Here is a 20,378-nt window from a genome sequence, read left to right on the forward strand (position 1 = left end):
TATGAAACATCTAATTCTCACCCTTTCTTTCATCCTGGGGAGCCTACTGACAAGTTATGCACAACACCCCACTCTGAAGTTTAATAAAAACGGAAAATTTAAAATCGTACAGTTTACGGACGTTCATTATATCCATGGAAATCCGAAATCCGATATAGCTGTTGAACGGATTAATGAAGTCTTGGATGCAGAAAAGCCTGATTTGGTTATTTTTACCGGGGATGTCATTTTCGGTGCTCCTGCCGAAGAAGGTATGCGTACAATATTAAACCTTACTTCCAGCCGAAAAATTCCTTTCGCCGTAACATTCGGAAACCATGATGATGAACAGGGATTAACCCGTTCGCAGTTATTCGATATTATGAAATCAATCCCTTACAATCTGACAGATTCCGTACCGGGAGTTTCCGGAGGTTCCAATTTCATTCTGCCATTGAAATCATCCGATGGCAAGAAGGATGCGGTTATTCTTTACTGCCTTGACTCACATTCTTATTCCAAAATTAATGGTGTAAAAGGTTATGATTACATCAAATTTGACCAGGTACAATGGTACCGTGAGAATAGTGCACGTTTTACCAAACAAAACGGAGGAACTCCGATCCCTTCCTTAGCATTCTTCCACATAGCACTTCCCGAATATGCAGAAGCTTCTACTGACGAAAGAGCTATGTTGGTCGGAACACGCAAAGAAAAAAGCTGCCCTCCCGAACTTAACTCCGGATTATTCACAGCCATGAAAGAGATGGGCGATGTTTCGGCTGTTTTTGTCGGACACGACCATGATAATGATTATGCAGTTTACTGGAAAGGTATCTTATTGGCATTCGGTCGTTATACCGGAGGAGATACGGTTTACAATAACCTGCCTAACGGAGCGCGTATAATCGAAATGACAGAAGGTAAAGAGGGATTCGATACATGGATCCGCCTGAAGGATAACAAAATTATCGATAAGATAAACTTCCCTACTTATTTTGAAAAGAAATAGATCTAAGATTTACTTATCGGCACCTAACAAAAAATGGAGATTGGATACCTTATAATCCAATCTCCATTTTTTATGTATTCCAAGGAATATTTTTTCTATTCGCCGGGTTTTAACACAACCCCCAGGCTTCTCTTCCCATCCATCTTTATCACCACAGGTTCATCAAAATGTACATGCCGCAAATATTCGGTTTCTTCCACAACCGGGCAGGCATTCAGATATGCTTCATCAAACCATCCATCTCCTTTAAACGGATTTATTGTAAAATAACCGACGCCAAAAGATGTCAGATTCTGGAAGAAGTGAGTACCCTGACTCGGATCTACGCGATAGTTTTCCAATCCACATTCCACAATAACACGTGCATTACTGATATGAGGCCACTTCACCGGAATACCTAACCAGGGATCACTGCTACCCCAACGACCGGGACCGACCAAAACGTATCCTTTCTCGTTTCCGGTGAATTGCCGGTTTATCTTTTCAATTTCATATGCAATCAGTTGCGTATTAGATGAATTGAAGGCTTCTGTCTTAACATAAATCACATCCTGTACATCCGAAATAATTCCATGTCCCAGCACGCTGGTAGAAGACAGGATTGTGTCTTCCTTCTGTACTAATGTCAAATCTTCTTCCATTATCTCTTTATTATCAACAATTGGACGGATCTGGAGTAAATAAAATGTTGCTTGGGAAGAATCTTCCTGATTAATATTCACGGCAAACTCTATTTCTACCGGACGTCCCATTTCATCCTGTCCGATGTGTAAAATGGAATCTAATGTTTCAGCCAGAGGAAATACATCGTGCTGCAAAATATTTACAAACGACAAAATTTTACGTCCGCCCGGATAATAGCCGTCCCGGATAATCTGGTCGTACGGATCGTAGGTAGATACTATATATTTCAGGGCACCATCCGCATCTGCATCTTTCAACCCTAGACGTAATAAATTAAATGAATCGTCTACCGAAAACTGTTCCGCCAGATTTTTCAAATCCAATGCATAAAAACGGGTTTGCGTTTCACGCAAAGCAAAATCCATTGTACTCATCTGCAAAATATTCCGTGGGTGACGGGGAGAAAAACGAAGAGTTTGACCACCATCGACAATGTATTTGCCAAGTCCCAAGGCAATATTGGCTATACCGTCTTCCGCCTTTTCATTCCCTATCGGATAAAAATTCAAAGAGCGTGCTACTCCTGATATTGTCGGATAGAAACGGTCGCTATAACTATTACCAATCACTTCCTGCAAAACAATTGCCATTTTCTCCTGGTCGATAAGATTGGAAGTAGCCGTCATATAAGCTTTACTATCGCGATAGAAAACCGATGCATATACGGCTTTAATAGCATCACTAACCGTACGAAGCATTTCATATTTATCATCAATCTTAGGCACCATATAGGTTGAATAGATACCAGCAAAAGGCTGATAGTGGGAATCTTCCAGTAAGCTGGAAGAACGTACGGCAATCGGGCTCTTCACGACATCGAAAAAGGCCATTAAGTCCTCGATAAGTCGCGCAGGCAAACTGGCACGCAGGAAATATTTAAGAATCGTATCATCATCTATCTCACTCAATGCTACCGGATACAATTCATTCGTATCCATAAACTCATCGAAAATATCCGTACAGATAACAACAGTCTTCGGAATTGTTACAGCAAAATTTTCATGTTCCAAAACCGGGTAACGTTTAACCATTGCACCGATAAAAGCCAAACCTCTACCCTTTCCTCCTAAAGAGCCATCACCGATACGTGCAAAATTACTATACTCATCAAAACGGTCTTTCTGATAGATAGCAACCACACCGGTATTCTTCATCCGCCGGTATTGGACAATCAGGTCGAATATCAGTTTCCTGGCTTCATCCATATCTTTATAGTCGCTTACATCTACACGCTTAAGAACTTCTGCCGGGGGAAACATGGCACGGGAATAGAAGAAACGGGAAAAGTGGTTGCGACTCAAATGGTAAACCAGCGAATCATCGGGAATCTGGAAAACTTTCTTTTGCAAATCCTTCAGGTCCTTGATACGCATAATTTCCTCTTTGGTCTGTGGATTCAATATAACAAAGTCGCCAAAACCAAAGCGCTGCATTATCTTTTTACGAAGATCCTGCGGATAACTTTTAGAATTCTTGTCTATAAATGAAGAACCTAACTCCTCTGCATAAATCCGGTTATTCGATTCTGATGATTCCAGAACAAAAGGTATTATTAACCCGGTCTTCCGCACATACTGCCCGAATTTATATCCGGCATAAGGGTCTTTGACCCCATCGTGCATAAAACTCATATCCGAGATTATTCCCAGCATATTATCCCTGTACTGGTTAAATATGCGTACAGCTTCTTCGTAAGTACGGGCCAGTTTAATTTTCGGACGTCCGCGCATACGCAACGTACGTTGATGCCCGTTTAATGCCTCTTTTGCAAACATCTGGCTTTGTTCCAATACAAATTTATACAGATGCGGCAAAGCAGACGAATAGAAACGAATCGAATCTTCTACTAACAAAATAATCTGAACCCCTACACTGGCGGTATCGTCCGGGGCATTCATTTTATCCTCAATTAACTTAATGATAGCAAGCAGCAAATCTGAGTTTCCCAACCAACTGAACACATAATCGATAGCACTCAAATCTTCGTTAGCGATTCGTTTGGATACTTCTTTTGAAAAAGGAGTGAGTACTACGATCGGTATATTCGGATAATGCAACTTTATTTCCTTTGCTGCCGAGAAAATATCCCGGTTATCCATATTCGGCATACAGATTATCAACTCGAAATTTCTATCTTTCAATTCAGCCAACGCCTCAGCTTCGGATGTCACCTGTGTAAAACGTGGAGGATAGCGTAGACTTAAAGAGGTATATTCATTGAATATCTGTTCGTCCACCCTACCGTCATCTTCCAACATAAAAGCATCATATTTTGTAGCAATAAGCAATACATTATATATACGCTTATTCATCAAATTCGCAAATGAAGTGTCTTTAAAGACTAGATTCTTAAAATCTGGTATTCCGCTCATAATATTATTGGGTTATATCTGTGTCCAAATGTAAGGAAAAAAAATTTTCGTTCAACCATTTATCTATGAATTGCCTGGTAACAATTGTAATTCATCCTTAAAAACATTGTTCAATAACATAATTTTTACTATCAAAAAGTAAGCAAAAACCATTGCCAGTCCATTAAATTCCCTACATTTGCCAACAGAATGTCATCTTAAAAGAAATTATATACTATGAAGACTGAAGTTATCTTATCCGCACTTGAAGCAAAACATCCGGGAGAAAAGGAATATTTGCAAGCAGTGAAAGAAGTTCTTTTATCTATTGAAGAAGTGTACAATCAGCATCCGGAATTCGAAAAAGCCAAAATTATCGAACGTCTGGTTGAACCGGACCGTATTTTTACTTTCCGTGTGCCTTGGGTAGATGATAAAGGTGAAATTCAGGTTAACCTGGGATATCGTGTACAATTTAACAACGCAATCGGCCCGTATAAAGGAGGTATCCGTTTTCACCCGTCTGTAAATCTGTCTATTCTTAAATTCTTAGGTTTTGAACAGACATTCAAAAATGCACTGACAACATTGCCTATGGGTGGTGGTAAAGGAGGTTCAGACTTCGCACCTCGCGGAAAGAGTGATGCTGAAATCATGCGTTTCTGCCAATCTTTCATTCTTGAATTATGGCGTAACTTGGGTCCGGACCGTGATGTTCCTGCTGGCGACATTGGTGTAGGCGGACGTGAAGTAGGCTATATGTATGGCATGTATAAAAAGCTGGCACGCGAAAACACTGGTACTTTTACTGGTAAAGGCATGGAATTCGGAGGTTCTATCCTTCGTCCGGAAGCGACAGGTTTCGGTGCTCTGTACTTTGTACATCAAATGTTGGAAACTCATGGTATTGATATAAAAGATAAGACGGTTGCAATTTCCGGTTTCGGAAATGTAGCATGGGGTGCAGCAACAAAAGCCACAGAATTAGGTGCAAAAGTTGTTACTATTTCCGGTCCGGACGGATATATATACGACCCGGATGGTATTTCCGGCGAAAAGATTGACTATATGCTGGAACTTCGCAACTCCGGTAACGATATCGTTGCTCCTTATGCTGAAGAATATCCGAATGCTAAATTCTTCCCGGGCAAGAAACCGTGGGAACAAAAAGTTGATATAGCTCTTCCTTGTGCAACTCAAAACGAACTGGATGCTAATGATGCACGTATCTTGATCGGAAATAAAACATTGTGTGTAGCTGAAGTTTCTAACATGGGATGTACAGCAGAAGCTGTTGATCTGTTTATTGAACATAACCAATTATTTGCTCCGGGTAAAGCTGTGAATGCGGGTGGTGTAGCAACTTCCGGCCTGGAAATGACACAGAATGCTATGCATATCTCCTGGTCTGCTGCTGAGGTTGATGCCAGACTCCATCAGATTATGAGTGACATTCACGAACAGTGTGTAGCTCATGGCAGAGATGGCAAATATATTAATTATGTAAAAGGAGCAAATATTGCCGGCTTCATGAAGGTAGCGAAAGCGATGATGGCTCAAGGCGTGGTATAATAACATTAAACCAAATAATAAAAAAACGAGTGGTAAATTTACCACTCGTTTTTTTATTATTTGTTACCGGACTTTTCCAGGATTCTTCGCTATATAATCCTTCCAACCGGTATATTTCTTTTCTACAACCGGATTGTTTGTCTGGAAGAAATGACATACTGCCGCCGCCAGACCATCCGTTGCATCCAGTTGGGGCAACATGGCTTCTTCGGGTATATGAAGAAAGCGTTGTAGCATTCCCGCAACCTGTTCTTTTGAGGCGTTTCCATTTCCTGTAATAGACATCTTTATTTTCAAAGGAGCATATTCAAATATAGGAATATCACGTTCCAAGGCTGCCGCCATTGCGACTCCTTGAGCTCGCCCCAATTTCAACATACTCTGTACATTCTTACCGAAGAAAGGAGCCTCAATTGCTAATTCATCCGGGTGATATTCATCTATTAAGGACAATACCCTCTCAAATATTTTACGTAATCGCAGATAATGGTCTTCATACTTATTAAGTTGCAAAATACCCATTGCCTGCAATTTGGGTTTATTTCCTTCTATCTGCAAAACCCCATACCCCATGACTATTGTTCCGGGGTCAATACCTAATATGACACGATCTTTCGTCATCTATCTATGTATGCAGATTCTAAATATCCAATTCTTCCATAATAGTGGAAAAACCAATCATCCGTTGTTGGAAACGTTCTACCAACTCAGACTGTATGGCAATCCCTTCCTCTTCCAGCCATTGCTGTAAGGCATCCACATTTTCAACATGAAATTGAATTGCCAGACTTTCACCTTCTTCCTGATTATCTTGCAAGATTCTGCGCATAGAAGGATTTGTCAACCGACCTCCAGCCAATACTTTCGGTATATAATCCGACTTCAAAAACGCTAAACTCTCACTCAAAATATCTCTATCTATATGGAAGGTCGTATTAAAAACTATCATGTGCTTATCTATAAAATTTTAATACAAAGATAGCGCATATATCAGGAAAAACTCTATATTTGCATACGAAAATGAAATGGGGCATTAGCTCATCTGGCTAGAGCGTCAGACTGGCAGTCTGAAGGTGATCGGTTCGAGTCCGATATGCTCCACTCGCTGAAAATCAAGAAGTTATACAAAATATAGCTTCTTTTTTTATGCCTAAAAATTCATTTTAAATCCCATTTTAGCACATTAAAGCACAAATTATATACCTTTGTTACCGCAAATTTACCGCAAATGAAATAAGCTATGGCAAAGGAAAAGATCATACTAGACAAAAGAGGAAAGAAACAAGATGGCACTTTCCCTGTAAAATTATACATACGTAACCGCCGGGATTTTCTTATATCAACAAACTATTACGCCACAGAGGAGAATTTCAAAGATGGCATGTTTACTAAAAAAGAATTAAACTACCGTGCAAAAAATGCAATACTTCAGAAAATGCTTTCTTCTGTCATCAATGAAATGGTTATACTCGAAGCGAACGAAACCCTTAGGGGGATGGATGACAAAAAACTAAAAGACCATCTTACAGCAATATTGTTCGGGAAAAAGGAAACAGAGATAAAAACATTCATAGATTATCTTGACGATTTCATTAGTGGTAAAAAAAATAAAGGGACAATCAGGACATATATAACTACGAAAAATAAGATTATCTCCTTTGACAAAAAATGCACTTTTGAATCTATGGATAAAAAATGGCTTATGTCTTTTGAAAATTGGATGATAGAAAATGGAATGAAGACAAATGCATATGCCGTTCATTTCAGAAATATCAGGGCGGTATTCAATTATGCTATAGAAAATGACATAACCGGATTGTACCCTTTCAGGAAATTTAAAATAAAACAAGAAGAAACATTTAAAAGGAGTATGTCCGTTGAACAGCTCAGGGCTTTTATTAACTGCGATTGCGAAGACTACCAAATTAAATACAAAGACCTGTTTATGTTGATGTTTTACCTTATAGGCATAAACGCCGGAGATCTTTTGACTCTTAAACCAGAAGACCTTTATAACGGAAGGATTGAATACCACCGTATGAAAACACATAAATATTACTCTATAAAAGTTGAGCAGGAGGCAATGCATATAATAGATAAATATAAAGGTGAAAAGTATTTGCTCAATTTCATGGATAACAACAAAGATTATAAAGACATTCTCAAACAAATGAATACCCAGTTAAAACTAATGGGAAAAGTAGAAAGAAAAGGTCTTGGAGGAAAGAAAAGCCGAGAACCTTTATTTCCGCAGATATCAACATATTGGTCGAGGCATACTTGGGCTACTATAGCTGCAGATCTGGATATCCCTATAGAAACCATATCTATGGCATTAGGACATAAGGCTGGCTACAAAATAACCAATGTATACATAAAATTCAACCAAAAGAAAATAGATGAAGCGAATAGAAAGGTCATAGACTATCTATTCAAGAAGGATAAAAAAACAACCGGCATATAATCTTGCCGGTTGTTAATACATTCAATCCTTATCTTCAGGAACCAGCCTTGCTAGCCATCTCAAGATTGGGTTAATCGCCTTGGCATAAATATAAATACCTACAGCCATACTTTTCCGCCTTTCCCCTTTTATTACGCGCTCATTATTTGAACGAATAAATAGCAAGTGACGGTTTAACAACTTATACAACATTTCTTTGTACAAGTTTAAAAATGCCTCATTGTTCATCCGGTCTGACAATTAGATGAATAGAAAAGCGACCTCGTACATCCTAGCTGTCAGACCAACATATATAAAGAATATATGCAACGGATTATACGAAGCCGCTTATGCGTCTCGTTCTTTATATTCGCACTCTTGCGATATCATATGTTAGTCTGACATCACAAAGATACGAACATAACCCATGATTTACAATTGCAACAATAAATAAAAAACACTTATATTCTATGAAAAAAAAGTTTTAGGTATTAGTTTTTCTAATATCTTTACCTTTGGGCAAGAATTGAATCAACTTACACTTTGACTTTCCGAAATGCCTAATTTCTTTTTTAAAGATTCATTTTCTTCTTCCAGCTCAAAGATTCTTTCAATTAAAATTCTTAGGTTTTTTTGATTAACATCTTTCATACTACGTTTATTTAAGTTGCTCCCTGGAAATATTCCAGTAGAGGGTGTTTCTTCTTCAGAACTTCCCTCTCGATCTTCTATCTCTTTTATATTAATTATACGTGCTTCTTGCTTTCCTTTATACATTTCACCATTTCCGGTTAAAAGCCAGTTTGCATCAATTTGCGAATAATGAATACAGAAAGATTCAATGATATCCAAACTGACGTCTACTCTTCCTGTATTTATATGTGATATTTTTTGACTTGTAATACCTTCTATCTCCTTCCCCATTTTATAACCAGTGAGGCCTAAAGATTTGTATGCTTTTATAAATCTTTCTGTAACCTTATTCATAATACAACTTTTTATATTAAACAATGCTTTATCTATAACACATATAAAAGAAATAAGCAATTAAAAATCAAACAATTACAAAAAATATGTTATAAAACATATTAAATAGACTAATTTTTTATACTACAAAACGGTAATAATATAAATTGTTATACTATCTTTGCATCGTATTGAAAGAGTTTACTCATTCAAAATGAAAGCAAAAATGACAATACACAAATATAATATAAACATTTAACATGGGACTATACAGATACAGAATTTTCTACGAAAAAGATGTAATAGCTAAGCTTGCTAAAAGATTCAGCGTTACAGAACAAACAGTTAGAGCGGCTTTAAGATTTGCCACATATAGCGAACAGGCAGATTTAATCCGAGAAACGGCACTTAAAGAATATGGCTGTCTCCTTTATAAGAAACCGATGAATTTAACAACCAAATAAAATCACAGCCATGGCACAACGTACAGTAGGGAAAATAGAACCTATTCCTAAAATATGGTTAAGTAAGACTGAGGCTATGGCTTATTTAGGATGTAGTGAAAGGTTCTTAGAAACTCTAAGGAATAAATCGGAAATACGTTTTTCCAGATATGGAAGAACATTTTGGTACGAACTTGAGAGCATAAATCAATTTTTCAGAAAACACAAAGTTGTGTAATTAACAAAGGAATAGTTCAATGGGAAGAACGCCGCTTCAATAATATGCGGAAAATACGGTTCGAATCCGTATTCCTTACTTACTACCGGGTATTCCGGGAAAAAGATATTTGACGTACTGAGATCCAGATTTACTTTACGCCTTTAACGTATCGGTAGATCTTCTTTATGTGAATAAAACATGATAGCGGGAAACCGCGAAGACCATGTAAGGGCATAAGGATATAATAATAGTATTGAGCCCTGATAAGGTATCTTGAGGTTGGTTGGTAAATAAAAGCCTGCTTAATACATAAATATAGCTTGGTAAAATGCGTGATGCTGTCAATCGAATTGACTACCAAGCACATAAAAAACACTTTGGCTAAATTGTAATACAGGTACAAATAATAATTTCGGTTCGAGTCCGATTTTAGCCGCTCTTTCATTTTTCATATAAATTATAAGTTAAATCATAAACTGTACTGTTCGCGAGAATCGTACAGTTTTTCCATTTAAAACAATTAAAAACAAATCATATGAGAGACTTTATTTATGTTTTATGGCGAGTATTAAAAATGATACTCACGGCATTTGCATTAATTATCTCAATCACCGCAGCTATTGCCCTGTGGGATAATCCCGGTATAGGTACATTATTGACCTTATTATTAAGTCTTGCGGGTTTTATTGGACTTACGGAATTAGAATCATGAGTAAAGAAATATTAAGAAAACTTCCCGATGGCAATTTTGATTATGACGGAGAAGAAGATCTATATGAATACGAAGAAGATGAATATCAAAGAAGCTGGGAGGATGATACTTATAAATGGTAAAATGCAAAAAGGAGATAAAGTAATCGCATATTGGGTATCTGATGAAATTGGAGTTATCATTTATATAAATCCAAAAACTGGAATGGCAGACATAAAATACCAAAAAGGAAAAAGTATTGTAACAGAACATATTTCAAGATTAAAGTTAATATAAATTCATATAAGCAACATAAATAAAATAAACATAATGAGTGAGCTAAACTTATATCAAAGGATACAGGCTGTATCTAATGAAATAAAGAACATCGAAAAGAATATGACTGTCGGAAAAGGGAATTATGCTTATAAGGCAGTGCAAGATATTGATGTTGTTCTTGAAGTAAAGAAAGCTGAAGCTAAATATGGCCTTGTTAGTATTCCTATCAAGCAAGAACTTGTAAAATCTGAAATTATTGAGGTTGTAAAAGATGGTGGAGGAAAATCCATTCAGTATATGGATATTGTCAAAATGACGCTTCGTATTATCAATCTTGATAAAACAGATGAATTTGTAGACGTGGAAAGTTTTGGTAGAGGGCTTGACTCTGGAGATAAAGGATTCGGAAAGGCTTCAACTTATGCAAGAAAATACGCTCTTTTGAACGCTTACAAGATTGCAACAGGAGAAGACCCTGATGAAAACAAATCAAAGGAACAAGTACCTGTGACATTTGATGAAATAAAAAATGTCGTTGTAAACTATATGATGCTTGATAACACATTTACGCAAAATATACTTTCTTATTTCAATGTAGGAAGCGTAGATGATATGAGTACTGAACAATTTCAAATGGCTTACAACAACTTAAAGAAGAAAGGCAAAATATGATAGAGACCATGTACATAGGGAGTGGCGATATTCATGCCTTAATGAGTGGAAAAGAAACCAAATCCCATATAGCATTGATGCAGCGTTTTGTCAGTGGCGTAAAGCCTAATTATAATGCTTATGCAAGTCCGATAGATGCTTTACGCACAGGAGCTATTCTTGAGAATCGATACTTACTTACATTACCTGATAATTATTTCACACAATATGTTGTAAAGTCAGAAGAAATGGATGTATTCAAGTGTAGTCTTGATTTTGCAAAAATAGAAAAAGGGAAACTAGTTGATTTTGATGAATTGAAAACTCTTTTTCTTTCTGACTATCTTGAGTTTATAGAACCTATTAAAAATGACAATAAGGCTTTAGTTGAGTATGTGAAAAAAAAACATAAGCCTTACTATAATCAAGTACAGGAGCAGCTTTACTGCACAAAGTTGGAAAGTTGTAACCTTGTCTTCCTCTCTGTTATTTCTTATGATGATAATGATAACTGGAACAGGGAAATCAAGTCAAATGAATACTGCAAAGTCAGAATATCCCGTGATGAGAAGTTGATTTCTAAAATAAAGGAGAGAGGATTAATATTTCAACAAATCAAAAACTTTTATACTAAATAGTTATGGCAAATCAACTTACTGGAAAGATTCTTTATATCTATCCTACTCAACAGATACCTTCTAAGGATGGTAATAAGACTATCGTCAAAAGAGGAATAGTTATAGATTGTACACGCTTTGACCCCTACACGGGCGATCGTGGTTTTGAGAACACTCCCATGCTTGAGTTTATCGGAGACAGATGTACCGAACTTGACAAATACCAAGTCGGGCAGATAGTAACCATATCATTTGATGTACAAGGAACAAGATATAGAAACAGGGATGGCGTGGAGCAGATATTTACCCGTGTGCAGCCTTATCGGATTGAACCGCGTCAGACAGGACAGCCATCCGCGCCAGTTCAGCAACCATCCCCACAGCCAATTTATCAGCAATCGCAAAACTTCACACTTTCGGTTGATGAAAATGGAAATGAAAAGGATGATTTACCCTTCTAAAAATAGTTATGAAACTACAATTCAAAAAAGAGCAAGGTCAAATAACTTGGAGCCAACCTTTAGAATTAGCTTTAAATCTCATTGCAAATGGGGAATACGAGCTAACAATAAAGAAGAAAACAAAGAAGCGCACAACAGACCAAAACGCTCTCATGTGGATGTGGTTTACTTGTATGGAAGATGAAACAGGAACCGGTAAACAGGATTTTCATGATTACTATTGCAAAAAGTTTCTTCGTAGGACAATTCAAATAAATGGAAAGGATGAAGTCGTTGTCCGGTCTACATCGAAGCTAAACACTGCTGAAATGACAGACTTTTTAAACAAAGTTCAAGCTGACGCAGCGAGCGAATTTGGGATAACATTACCTTCTCCTGATGATGTGTATTTTAATAGTTTTACCCTTAGATATGAACATATAAGAAAATGAAGAAACCTCCTGATTATCTCATGAAATCATTTTACAGGCATGTTAAAATCATCATCAATCATGTTGATGACAAAGGTGTACCTCGCGTTGCTGATGCTAAAAGGCTTGCGAGAAAGGAATTGAACAAGTTAGAAAAATATATTAACGAATAAAAGATAAACATTATGTTATCATTTGAAGAATTAAAAGAAGACTTATTAGAAAAAGCCAAAAAGGCTAATGCTTGTCAAGATGGCTACAAAATGGGGCTAATGTCAAAATCAAAATCAGATTTGCTAAAAGCAATTACAGAAAATTGGTTTTGGGTATTAAGAATAGCTAAAATAGTTGATGCAACTTATTTGGAAGAAAACTTCACGAAAGAAGAACTTTCTGAAGCAGGAATATACACAAGAGATCGTCATGAAGTAAGTTCTGCTTCTTTTGCATGCGGCAGCGCAACGGTGGAAGCATACGACAGCGCAACGGTGGAAGCATACGACAGCGCAACGGTGGAAGCATACAACAGCGCAACGGTGAAAGCATACGACAGCGCAACGGTGGAAGCATACGACAGCGCAACGGTGGAAGCATACGACAGCGCAACGGTGAAAGCATACGACAGCGCAACGGTGAAAGCATGCGGCAGCGCAACGGTGGAAGCATACAACAGCGCAACGGTGAAAGCATGCGGCAGCGCAACGGTGGAAGCATACAACAGCGCAACGGTGAAAGCATGCGACAGCGCAACGGTGAAAGCATACAACAGCGCAACGGTGGAAGCATACAACAGCGCAACGGTGAAAGCATACGACAGCGCAACGGTGAAAGCATACGACAGCGCAACGGTGAAAGCATACGACAGCGCAACGGTGAAAGCATGCGGCAGCGCAACGGTGGAAGCATACAACAGCGCAACGGTGAAAGCATGCGGCAGCGCAACGGTGAAAGCATACAACAGCGCAACGGTGGAAGCATACGACAGCGCAACGGTGGAAGCATACGATAATTCCTATGTTGAAGATTGCATCGGTAACATAAGACCACAATCCGATTATGCAATAGTTAAGGGCTATTATAGTCATAAGATATATATCAAAAGAGGAAAATTCGAGATAATAGAAGTAGAATAATAAATATATACATTATGCAGAATTGGTTTGAATGTAAAGGAGGTGAATATGAATGAGGTTTGGAGAGATATAATCGGATATGAAGGATTGTATCAGGTTAGTAATTTAGGTAAGGTTCGTTCATTATTCAGATATAAAAAGGTATTAAAACCTCTTCTCGTAGGAGCTGGATATTATCAAGTGCAACTTTCCCAAAAAGGGAATGTTAAAGTAAAGTTATTACACAGATTGGTTGCAATTGCATTTCTTGATAATCCAAACAATTTACCTTGTGTGAATCATAAAGATGGAGATAAATCTAATAATACAGTAACTAATTTAGAGTGGTGCACTTATTCTGATAATGAAAAGCATTCTTATTCTGTATTGAAGAAGAAATCTAAAGGAAGATTAGGTTTGTTCGGTTCAAGATGCTATAACCATAAAAATATACTCCAGATATCAGATACAGGATTAGTTATAAATGAATTTGAATCTCGTGGAGAAGCAAGTAGATTAACAGGTATTTCATCTGGAAATATATGGTTGGCAATGAATGGAAGAAGAATTCACGCCGGTGGTTTTAGATGGATATATAAATAATATTACGATTATGAATACATTGTTTGAAGTATCAATTAAATACGAAAAAGTTTTAGAAAGTGGAAAAAGGAATAGAGTATGCGAGAAATATATTGTTGATGCTTTATCATATACAGAATGTGAGGCACGCATCATCGAAGAAATTAAACCTTTCATTACTGGTGAATTTACAGTCTCAGCAGTAGGTAGAAAGAAAATATCAGAAATCTTCTTCAATGAGAACGGTGACCGCTTCTATCTTATCAAAGTCTATTTCATTACTCTTGATGAAAAGAGCGGTTCAGAAAAGAAAACAACAGTTAGAATGATAGCTCAGGCTTCTAATTTGAAAGAAGCTATTTCGGTATTAGAAGATGGCATGAAAGGGACAATGGCAGACTATACGATTGCTTCTGTCTCCGAAACACAGATTATGGATATATATCCTTTTGAACCGGAAAGTGAGGCAAAAAATGGATAATTACGATTATATCCCTGATTGGGCGATAATAGATGAATGAGTAGTTGTTTTTCATGGTATTAGTTTTAACATAACAGCCGCAAAGAGCCTGTGAAGGTGTAAGCGGCAAACGGATAAGTGGTGGAATTGGAAGACACTGAATGCTCTGTTTATAGTAGGTTTCTCCATGTAAAGGGGGAGAGTAAAACTAATCCGTCCCTTGATTGCCAAATGAGCAATAAGACATCCTACATTTCCAGGTTCGAGTCCTGGCTTATCCACCAATCAAACACAATCATATGAATAACGAAGAAAGCAGAATACAAAGGGCTTGTGTTGAATATTTCAGATACAAGTACCCTAAATATCTTATTTTTTCTGTCCCGAATGGTGGTCTAAGAAATAAGATAACAGCACGGATACTGAAAGCGGAAGGGGCTTTGGCTGGCGTGTCAGACCTTATAGTTGTTCTTCCTGGCAAAGTCGTATTTATAGAGATTAAGACTCAAAAAGGCAAACAAAGTCAAAAACAGAAGGATTTTGAATACAAGATAGGCACGTTATGTGGATACTACTTTGTATGCCATTCATTAGATGAATTTATTGAACTTTTAAATACGTTGGTATATGAAACGCACAAAAATGGGACTCAAACGACAGAAAGAGTCAAAGGAAAGCCGGGAAGAACGGTATAAATGTCATAAGGCATTAAAAGGTAATCCACTCATTAAATTGGATGTGAAGGGAAAGAGCGTAACACTCCTTACCAAAGAACTGGGGGGAACAAAAATATATGTGGAATCCTGATAGGCAAAGGATATTCTGTTGGATATGACTTATTCTACAATCTATAAATATGACAAAGAAAGAAATTATACAAGCAAAATGTAGTAAGTGTGCTTTTTCACAGCCATTTTCTGAACGGGTTATCACCTGTAAACTTAAAAATATGAGGTTTGTTGCTAACGCGACACGAATTTGTAATCAGTTTAAAAAATAAAAAGATCTGAACATGTATAATAAAAGGACGTGGTTAAATAAGCCTGGCTCCCCATCGACGGGGAACGTTGTTGCCTTCGATGGTCTAACGACATGGAAGGGCGAAAGCGTAAGAAACACATTCTTGTCTGTATCCGACTGTAATAACTCAGCAAGATTACATAGGACCGATGATGATTCGACTGAAGATTTCATCGATAAAATGAAGTTGCTGAAAGATGAGATAGGTTTATTCATTGATTATCTGGAGTCAACATTAACAACTAAAAAACATGAAACAGACAGTAGAAGATAAAGCGGAAGCATATCGAAAAGATATGTGCATACTTGATAGAGATAAAGCTAGCTTTGATAGCATTGATATAGGTTCTGCCAGATATGTCGCTTTTAAAGCTGGTGCAGATTGGCAATCCAAACGAATGGCATGGGTAAGCGTGAACGATAAAATGCCCGAAGAAGGACATGCTATTGATTCTAACACTATTTATTCTCACACGAAAAACGTGATTGTACTCTATAAAAATGGGTGTATTGGGAAAGGGAAACGTATTTATGTGAATGAGATAAATAAGAAAGGCTGGCAATGGTCTTGTTTGAAAGGTGAAGATATTACTCATTGGATGTATTGTCCAGATTAACTAATAAAATAAAAATATGAGACAAAGTAATAATTGGAGCTGTATGACTTGCTCTAAAAGACACAACTGTTCTGTACATAATAATAATTTCGACGCTCTGGGTTATTGTCCCTGCTATTCTGATGAAGACGATTATGATAATTCAGACGATCTGAATGACTATTATTCTCCAGAAGATTTAGAAGATTGGTAATTAAAATAAGAAATAACGAATCATGGCAAAAACAGCAGATAAATTCATATTAGCCATTTCTCCGCTAACAGGGGACGCTTTCATCACAACAATAGATAAAAAGGGGTTAATGACAGACAATCGCTGTAAACTTGATAGGGATGAAGTCCTTTCATTCATCTATCAATGGTCCCAAGAAGAGGCAGAAAAATTAGGTTCTGACACTATTTATATTACCGCTGAAGGAAAGAGGGTTTTAGAGATTAAGGTTTTAGAAAAAGAATTATAACTAAAAAATTATGAACATTAAAAACATGACAAATCAAGATCTCAAATATGGCATAGACCGATGCAACGCAAGGCTTGCAGGTATCATGCCGATGGGATATATGAATAAAGACAGATGTATTAAAGCATTAGAGCAATATAGGAAAGAATTATTGAATAGAGGCTATATTATTTAGTTACCATGCTGGACTACACATAAAGGAACGGATATGGGAAAAGAAATAAAGAATAAAACTTTCATCTTTAATTGTGAATGGCAGGAGGTGCTTATGGAATACCCTGCGGAGGTCAGACTTGAAGTGTACGATGCGATTATCGAGTATGCCGCATCGGGGACACTTTCGGAGCTGAAACCGTTGGCTAAAATGGCATTCTCTTTCATAAAGAAGGAAATCGACTACAACACTCAACGTTATGAGGAAACTGTAGAAAAAAGAAAGGAAGCTGGGCGTAAAGGTTCTGACAGCAGGTGGAATTGTAAACAACAAAAAGATGTACCAAAAATGGCAAATGATAGCAAAGATAGCAAATGCTATAATAATATAGCAAACGATAGCAAAGATAGCTATAATGATAATGATATTAAAGAAAAAAATATAAAAAAAGAATTTGAGATTTTTCGAAAACAATATCCCGGAACGAAAAGAGGACTAGAGACAGAGTTTTCCAATTTCAAGAAAAAGCATAAGGACTACAAAGACGCAGTAAAGCTGCTGTTACCCGCTATTCAAAAGCTTGAAATTTGGAGAGAAAAGAAAAGATCCGCCGGACAATTTGTGCCTGAGTATGCAAATTTGTCAACTTGGATAAATCAAAGGCGGTGGGAAGTAGAACTTGAAGAAATTGTAACGAATGACAAAGAATCAACAAAAAAACCGGTTGTCATCGATTGATGCCCCTATAGGCAGAATAATGCCTAATGCACTGGAGCTCGAAGATGCCGTCATAGGTGCTTTGCTTGCAGAGCCATCATCTTTTAGTAAAATAGACAATGTGATATCCCCTGATGATTTTTATAATCAGTCAAATGCTATTATTTTCAAAGCTATGCGCAATCTGGCAAGTAAGCGTGCACCAATTGATATGCTTACAGTCACAGAGGAACTAAATAGCATGGGAGAGTTGAAAAATATCGGAGGAGCTTATAGGATATCAGAATTATCATCAAAGGTTGCAGGAGCTTCGCATATCGGCTACCATGCCCGAATTATCAAAGACAAATCGATGGCAAGGAAGCTGATTGAAATAACATCAAAAGCGCAATCTAGTGCTTATGACTCATCGGAGGATATATCAGACACAATGGAACAGCTCGAAAAGGACTACACAGAGCTTGTTTCTGACACTTCAAATGAAGAATCGATAAATTTATCCGAGGCTATTTCCGAATCCCTTAAACAGGCAGAAAACACGCAAAGTTTAAGAAACAAGGGAGTGCATGTAGCTATACCTACAAACCTATCATCATTGAATGATATTTTCGCAGGTGGGTGGAGAGCCCCTGATTTGATAGTCGTTGGCGGAAGACCTTCTATGGGAAAAGCGCTTAGAATGGATGCTAAGATATTAACGCCATATGGTTGGAAATTAAACAAAGATATCCGTATTGGAGATGAAGTATCTTCTATTGATGGCAAGCCTTCCTTTGTTACAGGTGTTTTTCCACAAGGTCATGTGAAGACTTATAAGATTCTTTTTTCAGATGGAAGGGAAATAGAATGCTGCGGGAGTCATCTTTGGAGCGTTCAATCATGTAAATTTAGCAAAAACGCAAATAAGGTCTTATCTACACTTGAGATAATGAATCTTTTGTCTATGACTAAATATCAAAAAAGAATAAGTATTCCTTTATTTTCTGGTATTACAGGTACTGATAAACAATTTGTTATACCCCCATACCTTATGGGAGTACTACTTGGAGATGGGATTTTAGGGAGTGGAGTTGTCTGGTGTAAGCCTGATCAATTTATTGTCGATAAGATTAAATCAATGGTCGATTATGAAGTAAAAAAAACTAGAGATTATTTTGTTATTATTAATGCAAATAAAAAATCAGACAATAAATACAGAAGAGCATTGCATGATTTAGGGTTATTCGGAAAGTGTTCTCATGAAAAGTTTATCCCAAAATGTTATTTGGAAAGTTGTAGAGAGCAGCGTATCATGTTATTAAATGGTCTTTTAGACACTGATGGAGATATTGATAAAAATGGAGCTATTTGTTACAATACGGTTAGTCCTATGTTAGCCAAAGATGTACAGACTTTATGCTGGTCTCTTGGATATAAATGTTCTTTATCAAAAAGAAGATCATATCTATACGGTGAACGTAAACGCGACTCGTATAGATTATATATAACAGCGCCGAATCCTCATGAATGTTTTACGCTTCCAAGAAAATCTGAAAGAGCAAGAATAAGGAAATGTAAACCTTTGACAATTGTGTCTGTAACTCCAACCAATAGATATGTAGAATGCCAATGTATTTCGGTCTCGCATGAAAAAGCATTATTTATCACAGATGATTATATTGTTACTCATAATACGCAGCACGCTTTAGCCTTTGCAAAAGCAGCAGCAATAGCAGGAAAACATGTACTTTTTGCATCTATTGAAATGACAGCGACTCAATTAGTTAATAGATTTTTGCTTGAAGATGAAAGAATCAGCGGATATAACTTAAGAACCGGTCAAATGTCACCTGAAGAATGGGGCGCAATAGATGAAATGTCAGGAAAATTATGGAATCTTCCTATCCATATTGCGGGAGGAAGTAGCATAAGAAATCTTAGCAATATCAAATCAGAAGCGAGAAGGCTTAAAAGAAAAGGTCAACTTGACTTGTTAATAATTGATTATCTTACGCTTATAAAGACAAATATTGCATTTCAAAGCAGATATCTCGAAGTTGGATATATTACAGGAGAGCTTAAAAATTTGGCTAAGGAATTGAATATTCCTGTTATTCTTTTATCTCAGTTAAGCAGACCACAAAAAGGGGTAGAGATAAGAGAACCCCGTTTGGAGGATTTAAGGGAATCAGGAGATATAGAGCAGGATGCAGATATTGTTTTATTTATTCACCGACCTGATTATTATGAGCCTGATGCTATAGATTCTAACGGAGTTCCTTGGAAGAATAGAGGCAAAATAATCATTTCAAAATATAGAGAAGGCGCACGGAATAATTCAGTCATTTTCTACAATGACAGTCAATACAAGAAGATAGGAGATAACCCTTTTCCTGTTTCTTATTCACCTTTTTAATCACAATAACATGTACTATCATAAACTAACAACGGAGCAAGCCTTAGAAGCTGTTACGCTCCCTCAATCTATGTTTTCAAA

Annotated in this window: 25 protein-coding genes and 1 tRNA gene; 22 read left to right on the forward strand and 4 right to left on the reverse strand. The window is 37.1% G+C overall.

What is annotated here, in order from left to right:
• Position 1: 1 nt before the first annotated feature.
• Complete coding sequence (locus tag ACGE0T_RS13965) at positions 2–991, forward strand: metallophosphoesterase family protein (protein ID WP_459187235.1); 990 nt, start codon at positions 2–4, stop codon at positions 989–991.
• A 95-nt stretch (positions 992–1,086) separates the two neighbouring features.
• Here ACGE0T_RS13965 and ACGE0T_RS13970 read toward each other — a convergent pair whose 3' ends face one another.
• On the reverse strand, positions 1,087–4,047 hold the full coding sequence (locus ACGE0T_RS13970) for a PEP/pyruvate-binding domain-containing protein (RefSeq protein WP_459187236.1): 2,961 nt from the start codon (positions 4,045–4,047) through the stop codon (positions 1,087–1,089).
• 216 nt (positions 4,048–4,263) lie between these two features.
• Here ACGE0T_RS13970 and gdhA point away from each other — a divergent pair, with 216 nt between their 5' ends.
• Complete coding sequence (gene gdhA / locus ACGE0T_RS13975) at positions 4,264–5,598, forward strand: NADP-specific glutamate dehydrogenase (protein ID WP_459187237.1); 1,335 nt, start codon at positions 4,264–4,266, stop codon at positions 5,596–5,598.
• 63 nt (positions 5,599–5,661) lie between these two features.
• Here gdhA and ruvC read toward each other — a convergent pair whose 3' ends face one another.
• Positions 5,662–6,219 (reverse strand): crossover junction endodeoxyribonuclease RuvC, encoded by a 558-nt coding sequence (gene ruvC, locus ACGE0T_RS13980; RefSeq protein WP_459187238.1) that lies wholly within the window; start codon positions 6,217–6,219, stop codon positions 5,662–5,664.
• Positions 6,220–6,238: 19 nt separating this feature from the next.
• Positions 6,239–6,547 (reverse strand): DUF4286 family protein, encoded by a 309-nt coding sequence (locus ACGE0T_RS13985; RefSeq protein ID WP_459187239.1) that lies wholly within the window; start codon positions 6,545–6,547, stop codon positions 6,239–6,241.
• 78 nt (positions 6,548–6,625) lie between these two features.
• On the opposite strand from ACGE0T_RS13985, the gene ACGE0T_RS13990 reads away from it, so the two are divergent.
• Both ACGE0T_RS13990 and ACGE0T_RS13995 read left to right on the forward strand, forming a co-directional pair.
• Positions 6,626–6,699, forward strand: a tRNA-Ala gene (locus ACGE0T_RS13990).
• 139 nt (positions 6,700–6,838) lie between these two features.
• The gene (locus ACGE0T_RS13995; protein ID WP_459187240.1) at positions 6,839–8,062 is read left to right on the forward strand and encodes a tyrosine-type recombinase/integrase; all 1,224 of its coding nucleotides are present in this window, start codon (positions 6,839–6,841) and stop codon (positions 8,060–8,062) included.
• A gap of 510 nt (positions 8,063–8,572) precedes the next feature.
• On the opposite strand, the gene ACGE0T_RS14000 is transcribed toward ACGE0T_RS13995, so the two are convergent.
• On the reverse strand, positions 8,573–9,028 hold the full coding sequence (locus tag ACGE0T_RS14000) for a hypothetical protein (RefSeq protein ID WP_459187241.1): 456 nt from the start codon (positions 9,026–9,028) through the stop codon (positions 8,573–8,575).
• Positions 9,029–9,267: 239 nt separating this feature from the next.
• On the opposite strand from ACGE0T_RS14000, the gene ACGE0T_RS14005 reads away from it, so the two are divergent.
• The 18 genes from ACGE0T_RS14005 to ACGE0T_RS14090 all read left to right on the forward strand — a co-directional run bounded on the left by ACGE0T_RS14005 (position 9,268) and on the right by ACGE0T_RS14090 (position 20,297).
• On the forward strand, positions 9,268–9,471 hold the full coding sequence (locus ACGE0T_RS14005; protein ID WP_459187242.1) for a glycosyltransferase family 32 protein: 204 nt from the start codon (positions 9,268–9,270) through the stop codon (positions 9,469–9,471).
• A 10-nt stretch (positions 9,472–9,481) separates the two neighbouring features.
• A complete protein-coding gene (locus ACGE0T_RS14010) occupies positions 9,482–9,688 on the forward strand; it encodes a helix-turn-helix domain-containing protein (RefSeq protein ID WP_459187243.1) in 207 nt (68 codons plus the stop codon).
• Positions 9,689–10,205: 517 nt separating this feature from the next.
• A complete protein-coding gene (locus ACGE0T_RS14015) occupies positions 10,206–10,382 on the forward strand; it encodes a hypothetical protein (protein WP_459187244.1) in 177 nt (58 codons plus the stop codon).
• A 78-nt stretch (positions 10,383–10,460) separates the two neighbouring features.
• Positions 10,461–10,658 carry a hypothetical protein gene (locus tag ACGE0T_RS14020; protein ID WP_459187245.1) on the forward strand — a complete coding sequence of 66 codons (198 nt, stop codon included), beginning with the start codon at positions 10,461–10,463 and terminating at the stop codon, positions 10,656–10,658.
• Positions 10,659–10,691: 33 nt separating this feature from the next.
• Positions 10,692–11,312 carry an ERF family protein gene (locus ACGE0T_RS14025; RefSeq protein WP_459187246.1) on the forward strand — a complete coding sequence of 207 codons (621 nt, stop codon included), beginning with the start codon at positions 10,692–10,694 and terminating at the stop codon, positions 11,310–11,312.
• Positions 11,309–11,929 carry a hypothetical protein gene (locus tag ACGE0T_RS14030; protein ID WP_459187247.1) on the forward strand — a complete coding sequence of 207 codons (621 nt, stop codon included), beginning with the start codon at positions 11,309–11,311 and terminating at the stop codon, positions 11,927–11,929. The genes ACGE0T_RS14025 and ACGE0T_RS14030 overlap by 4 nt, the downstream gene beginning before the upstream one ends.
• Before the next feature lie 2 nt (positions 11,930–11,931).
• Positions 11,932–12,369 (forward strand): DUF3127 domain-containing protein, encoded by a 438-nt coding sequence (locus ACGE0T_RS14035; protein WP_459187248.1) that lies wholly within the window; start codon positions 11,932–11,934, stop codon positions 12,367–12,369.
• Between the two features lie 8 nt (positions 12,370–12,377).
• Positions 12,378–12,800: a NinB/YbcN family protein gene (locus tag ACGE0T_RS14040; protein WP_459187249.1), complete on the forward strand. Its 423-nt coding sequence runs from the start codon at positions 12,378–12,380 to the stop codon at positions 12,798–12,800.
• Entirely contained in the window at positions 12,797–12,952 is a 156-nt protein-coding gene (locus ACGE0T_RS14045; protein WP_459187250.1) for a hypothetical protein, read from the forward strand. Before ACGE0T_RS14040 ends, ACGE0T_RS14045 begins: the two co-directional genes overlap by 4 nt.
• A 12-nt stretch (positions 12,953–12,964) precedes the next feature.
• Positions 12,965–13,912 (forward strand): hypothetical protein, encoded by a 948-nt coding sequence (locus tag ACGE0T_RS14050; protein WP_459187251.1) that lies wholly within the window; start codon positions 12,965–12,967, stop codon positions 13,910–13,912.
• A 48-nt stretch (positions 13,913–13,960) separates the two neighbouring features.
• Positions 13,961–14,494, forward strand: coding sequence for an NUMOD4 domain-containing protein (locus ACGE0T_RS14055; RefSeq protein ID WP_459187252.1), 534 nt, complete (start codon positions 13,961–13,963; stop codon positions 14,492–14,494).
• 10 nt (positions 14,495–14,504) lie between these two features.
• Complete coding sequence (locus tag ACGE0T_RS14060) at positions 14,505–14,954, forward strand: DUF4494 domain-containing protein (RefSeq protein ID WP_459190477.1); 450 nt, start codon at positions 14,505–14,507, stop codon at positions 14,952–14,954.
• A gap of 278 nt (positions 14,955–15,232) precedes the next feature.
• Entirely contained in the window at positions 15,233–15,628 is a 396-nt protein-coding gene (locus ACGE0T_RS14065) for a VRR-NUC domain-containing protein (RefSeq protein WP_459187253.1), read from the forward strand.
• A gap of 576 nt (positions 15,629–16,204) precedes the next feature.
• Positions 16,205–16,570 (forward strand): DUF551 domain-containing protein, encoded by a 366-nt coding sequence (locus tag ACGE0T_RS14070; RefSeq protein WP_459187254.1) that lies wholly within the window; start codon positions 16,205–16,207, stop codon positions 16,568–16,570.
• A 215-nt stretch (positions 16,571–16,785) separates the two neighbouring features.
• Positions 16,786–17,031: a hypothetical protein gene (locus ACGE0T_RS14075; RefSeq protein WP_459187255.1), complete on the forward strand. Its 246-nt coding sequence runs from the start codon at positions 16,786–16,788 to the stop codon at positions 17,029–17,031.
• 25 nt (positions 17,032–17,056) lie between these two features.
• Positions 17,057–17,206 (forward strand): hypothetical protein, encoded by a 150-nt coding sequence (locus ACGE0T_RS14080; RefSeq protein ID WP_459187256.1) that lies wholly within the window; start codon positions 17,057–17,059, stop codon positions 17,204–17,206.
• Between the two features lie 33 nt (positions 17,207–17,239).
• The gene (locus tag ACGE0T_RS14085) at positions 17,240–17,923 is read left to right on the forward strand and encodes a DUF6291 domain-containing protein (protein WP_459187257.1); all 684 of its coding nucleotides are present in this window, start codon (positions 17,240–17,242) and stop codon (positions 17,921–17,923) included.
• On the forward strand, positions 17,883–20,297 hold the full coding sequence (locus ACGE0T_RS14090) for a DnaB-like helicase C-terminal domain-containing protein (RefSeq protein WP_459187258.1): 2,415 nt from the start codon (positions 17,883–17,885) through the stop codon (positions 20,295–20,297). Before ACGE0T_RS14085 ends, ACGE0T_RS14090 begins: the two co-directional genes overlap by 41 nt.
• The last annotated feature ends 81 nt before the right edge of the window (positions 20,298–20,378 follow it).

The organism is Parabacteroides sp. APC149_11_2_Y6, from assembly GCF_054506995.1.

What these genes read in the sequence shown, in the direction of transcription:
- ACGE0T_RS14010 (WP_459187243.1), top strand. Translation starts at nt 9,482, where the DNA reads ATGGCACAACGTACAGTAGGGAAAATAGAACCTATTCCTAAAATATGG.
- ACGE0T_RS14050 (WP_459187251.1), top strand. Translation starts at nt 12,965, where the DNA reads ATGTTATCATTTGAAGAATTAAAAGAAGACTTATTAGAAAAAGCCAAA.
- ruvC (WP_459187238.1), bottom strand. Translation starts at nt 6,219, where the DNA reads ATGACGAAAGATCGTGTCATATTAGGTATTGACCCCGGAACAATAGTC.
- ACGE0T_RS14030 (WP_459187247.1), top strand. Translation starts at nt 11,309, where the DNA reads ATGATAGAGACCATGTACATAGGGAGTGGCGATATTCATGCCTTAATG.
- ACGE0T_RS14080 (WP_459187256.1), top strand. Translation starts at nt 17,057, where the DNA reads ATGACAAATCAAGATCTCAAATATGGCATAGACCGATGCAACGCAAGG.
- ACGE0T_RS13985 (WP_459187239.1), bottom strand. Translation starts at nt 6,547, where the DNA reads ATGATAGTTTTTAATACGACCTTCCATATAGATAGAGATATTTTGAGT.
- ACGE0T_RS14000 (WP_459187241.1), bottom strand. Translation starts at nt 9,028, where the DNA reads ATGAATAAGGTTACAGAAAGATTTATAAAAGCATACAAATCTTTAGGC.
- ACGE0T_RS13995 (WP_459187240.1), top strand. Translation starts at nt 6,839, where the DNA reads ATGGCAAAGGAAAAGATCATACTAGACAAAAGAGGAAAGAAACAAGAT.
- ACGE0T_RS13970 (WP_459187236.1), bottom strand. Translation starts at nt 4,047, where the DNA reads ATGAGCGGAATACCAGATTTTAAGAATCTAGTCTTTAAAGACACTTCA.
- ACGE0T_RS14055 (WP_459187252.1), top strand. Translation starts at nt 13,961, where the DNA reads ATGAATGAGGTTTGGAGAGATATAATCGGATATGAAGGATTGTATCAG.
- ACGE0T_RS14070 (WP_459187254.1), top strand. Translation starts at nt 16,205, where the DNA reads ATGAAACAGACAGTAGAAGATAAAGCGGAAGCATATCGAAAAGATATG.
- ACGE0T_RS14020 (WP_459187245.1), top strand. Translation starts at nt 10,461, where the DNA reads ATGAATATCAAAGAAGCTGGGAGGATGATACTTATAAATGGTAAAATG.
- ACGE0T_RS14005 (WP_459187242.1), top strand. Translation starts at nt 9,268, where the DNA reads ATGGGACTATACAGATACAGAATTTTCTACGAAAAAGATGTAATAGCT.
- ACGE0T_RS14090 (WP_459187258.1), top strand. Translation starts at nt 17,883, where the DNA reads ATGACAAAGAATCAACAAAAAAACCGGTTGTCATCGATTGATGCCCCT.
- ACGE0T_RS14075 (WP_459187255.1), top strand. Translation starts at nt 16,786, where the DNA reads ATGGCAAAAACAGCAGATAAATTCATATTAGCCATTTCTCCGCTAACA.
- ACGE0T_RS14025 (WP_459187246.1), top strand. Translation starts at nt 10,692, where the DNA reads ATGAGTGAGCTAAACTTATATCAAAGGATACAGGCTGTATCTAATGAA.
- gdhA (WP_459187237.1), top strand. Translation starts at nt 4,264, where the DNA reads ATGAAGACTGAAGTTATCTTATCCGCACTTGAAGCAAAACATCCGGGA.
- ACGE0T_RS14065 (WP_459187253.1), top strand. Translation starts at nt 15,233, where the DNA reads ATGAATAACGAAGAAAGCAGAATACAAAGGGCTTGTGTTGAATATTTC.
- ACGE0T_RS14085 (WP_459187257.1), top strand. Translation starts at nt 17,240, where the DNA reads ATGGGAAAAGAAATAAAGAATAAAACTTTCATCTTTAATTGTGAATGG.
- ACGE0T_RS13965 (WP_459187235.1), top strand. Translation starts at nt 2, where the DNA reads ATGAAACATCTAATTCTCACCCTTTCTTTCATCCTGGGGAGCCTACTG.
- ACGE0T_RS14035 (WP_459187248.1), top strand. Translation starts at nt 11,932, where the DNA reads ATGGCAAATCAACTTACTGGAAAGATTCTTTATATCTATCCTACTCAA.
- ACGE0T_RS14040 (WP_459187249.1), top strand. Translation starts at nt 12,378, where the DNA reads ATGAAACTACAATTCAAAAAAGAGCAAGGTCAAATAACTTGGAGCCAA.
- ACGE0T_RS14045 (WP_459187250.1), top strand. Translation starts at nt 12,797, where the DNA reads ATGAAGAAACCTCCTGATTATCTCATGAAATCATTTTACAGGCATGTT.
- ACGE0T_RS14060 (WP_459190477.1), top strand. Translation starts at nt 14,505, where the DNA reads ATGAATACATTGTTTGAAGTATCAATTAAATACGAAAAAGTTTTAGAA.
- ACGE0T_RS14015 (WP_459187244.1), top strand. Translation starts at nt 10,206, where the DNA reads ATGAGAGACTTTATTTATGTTTTATGGCGAGTATTAAAAATGATACTC.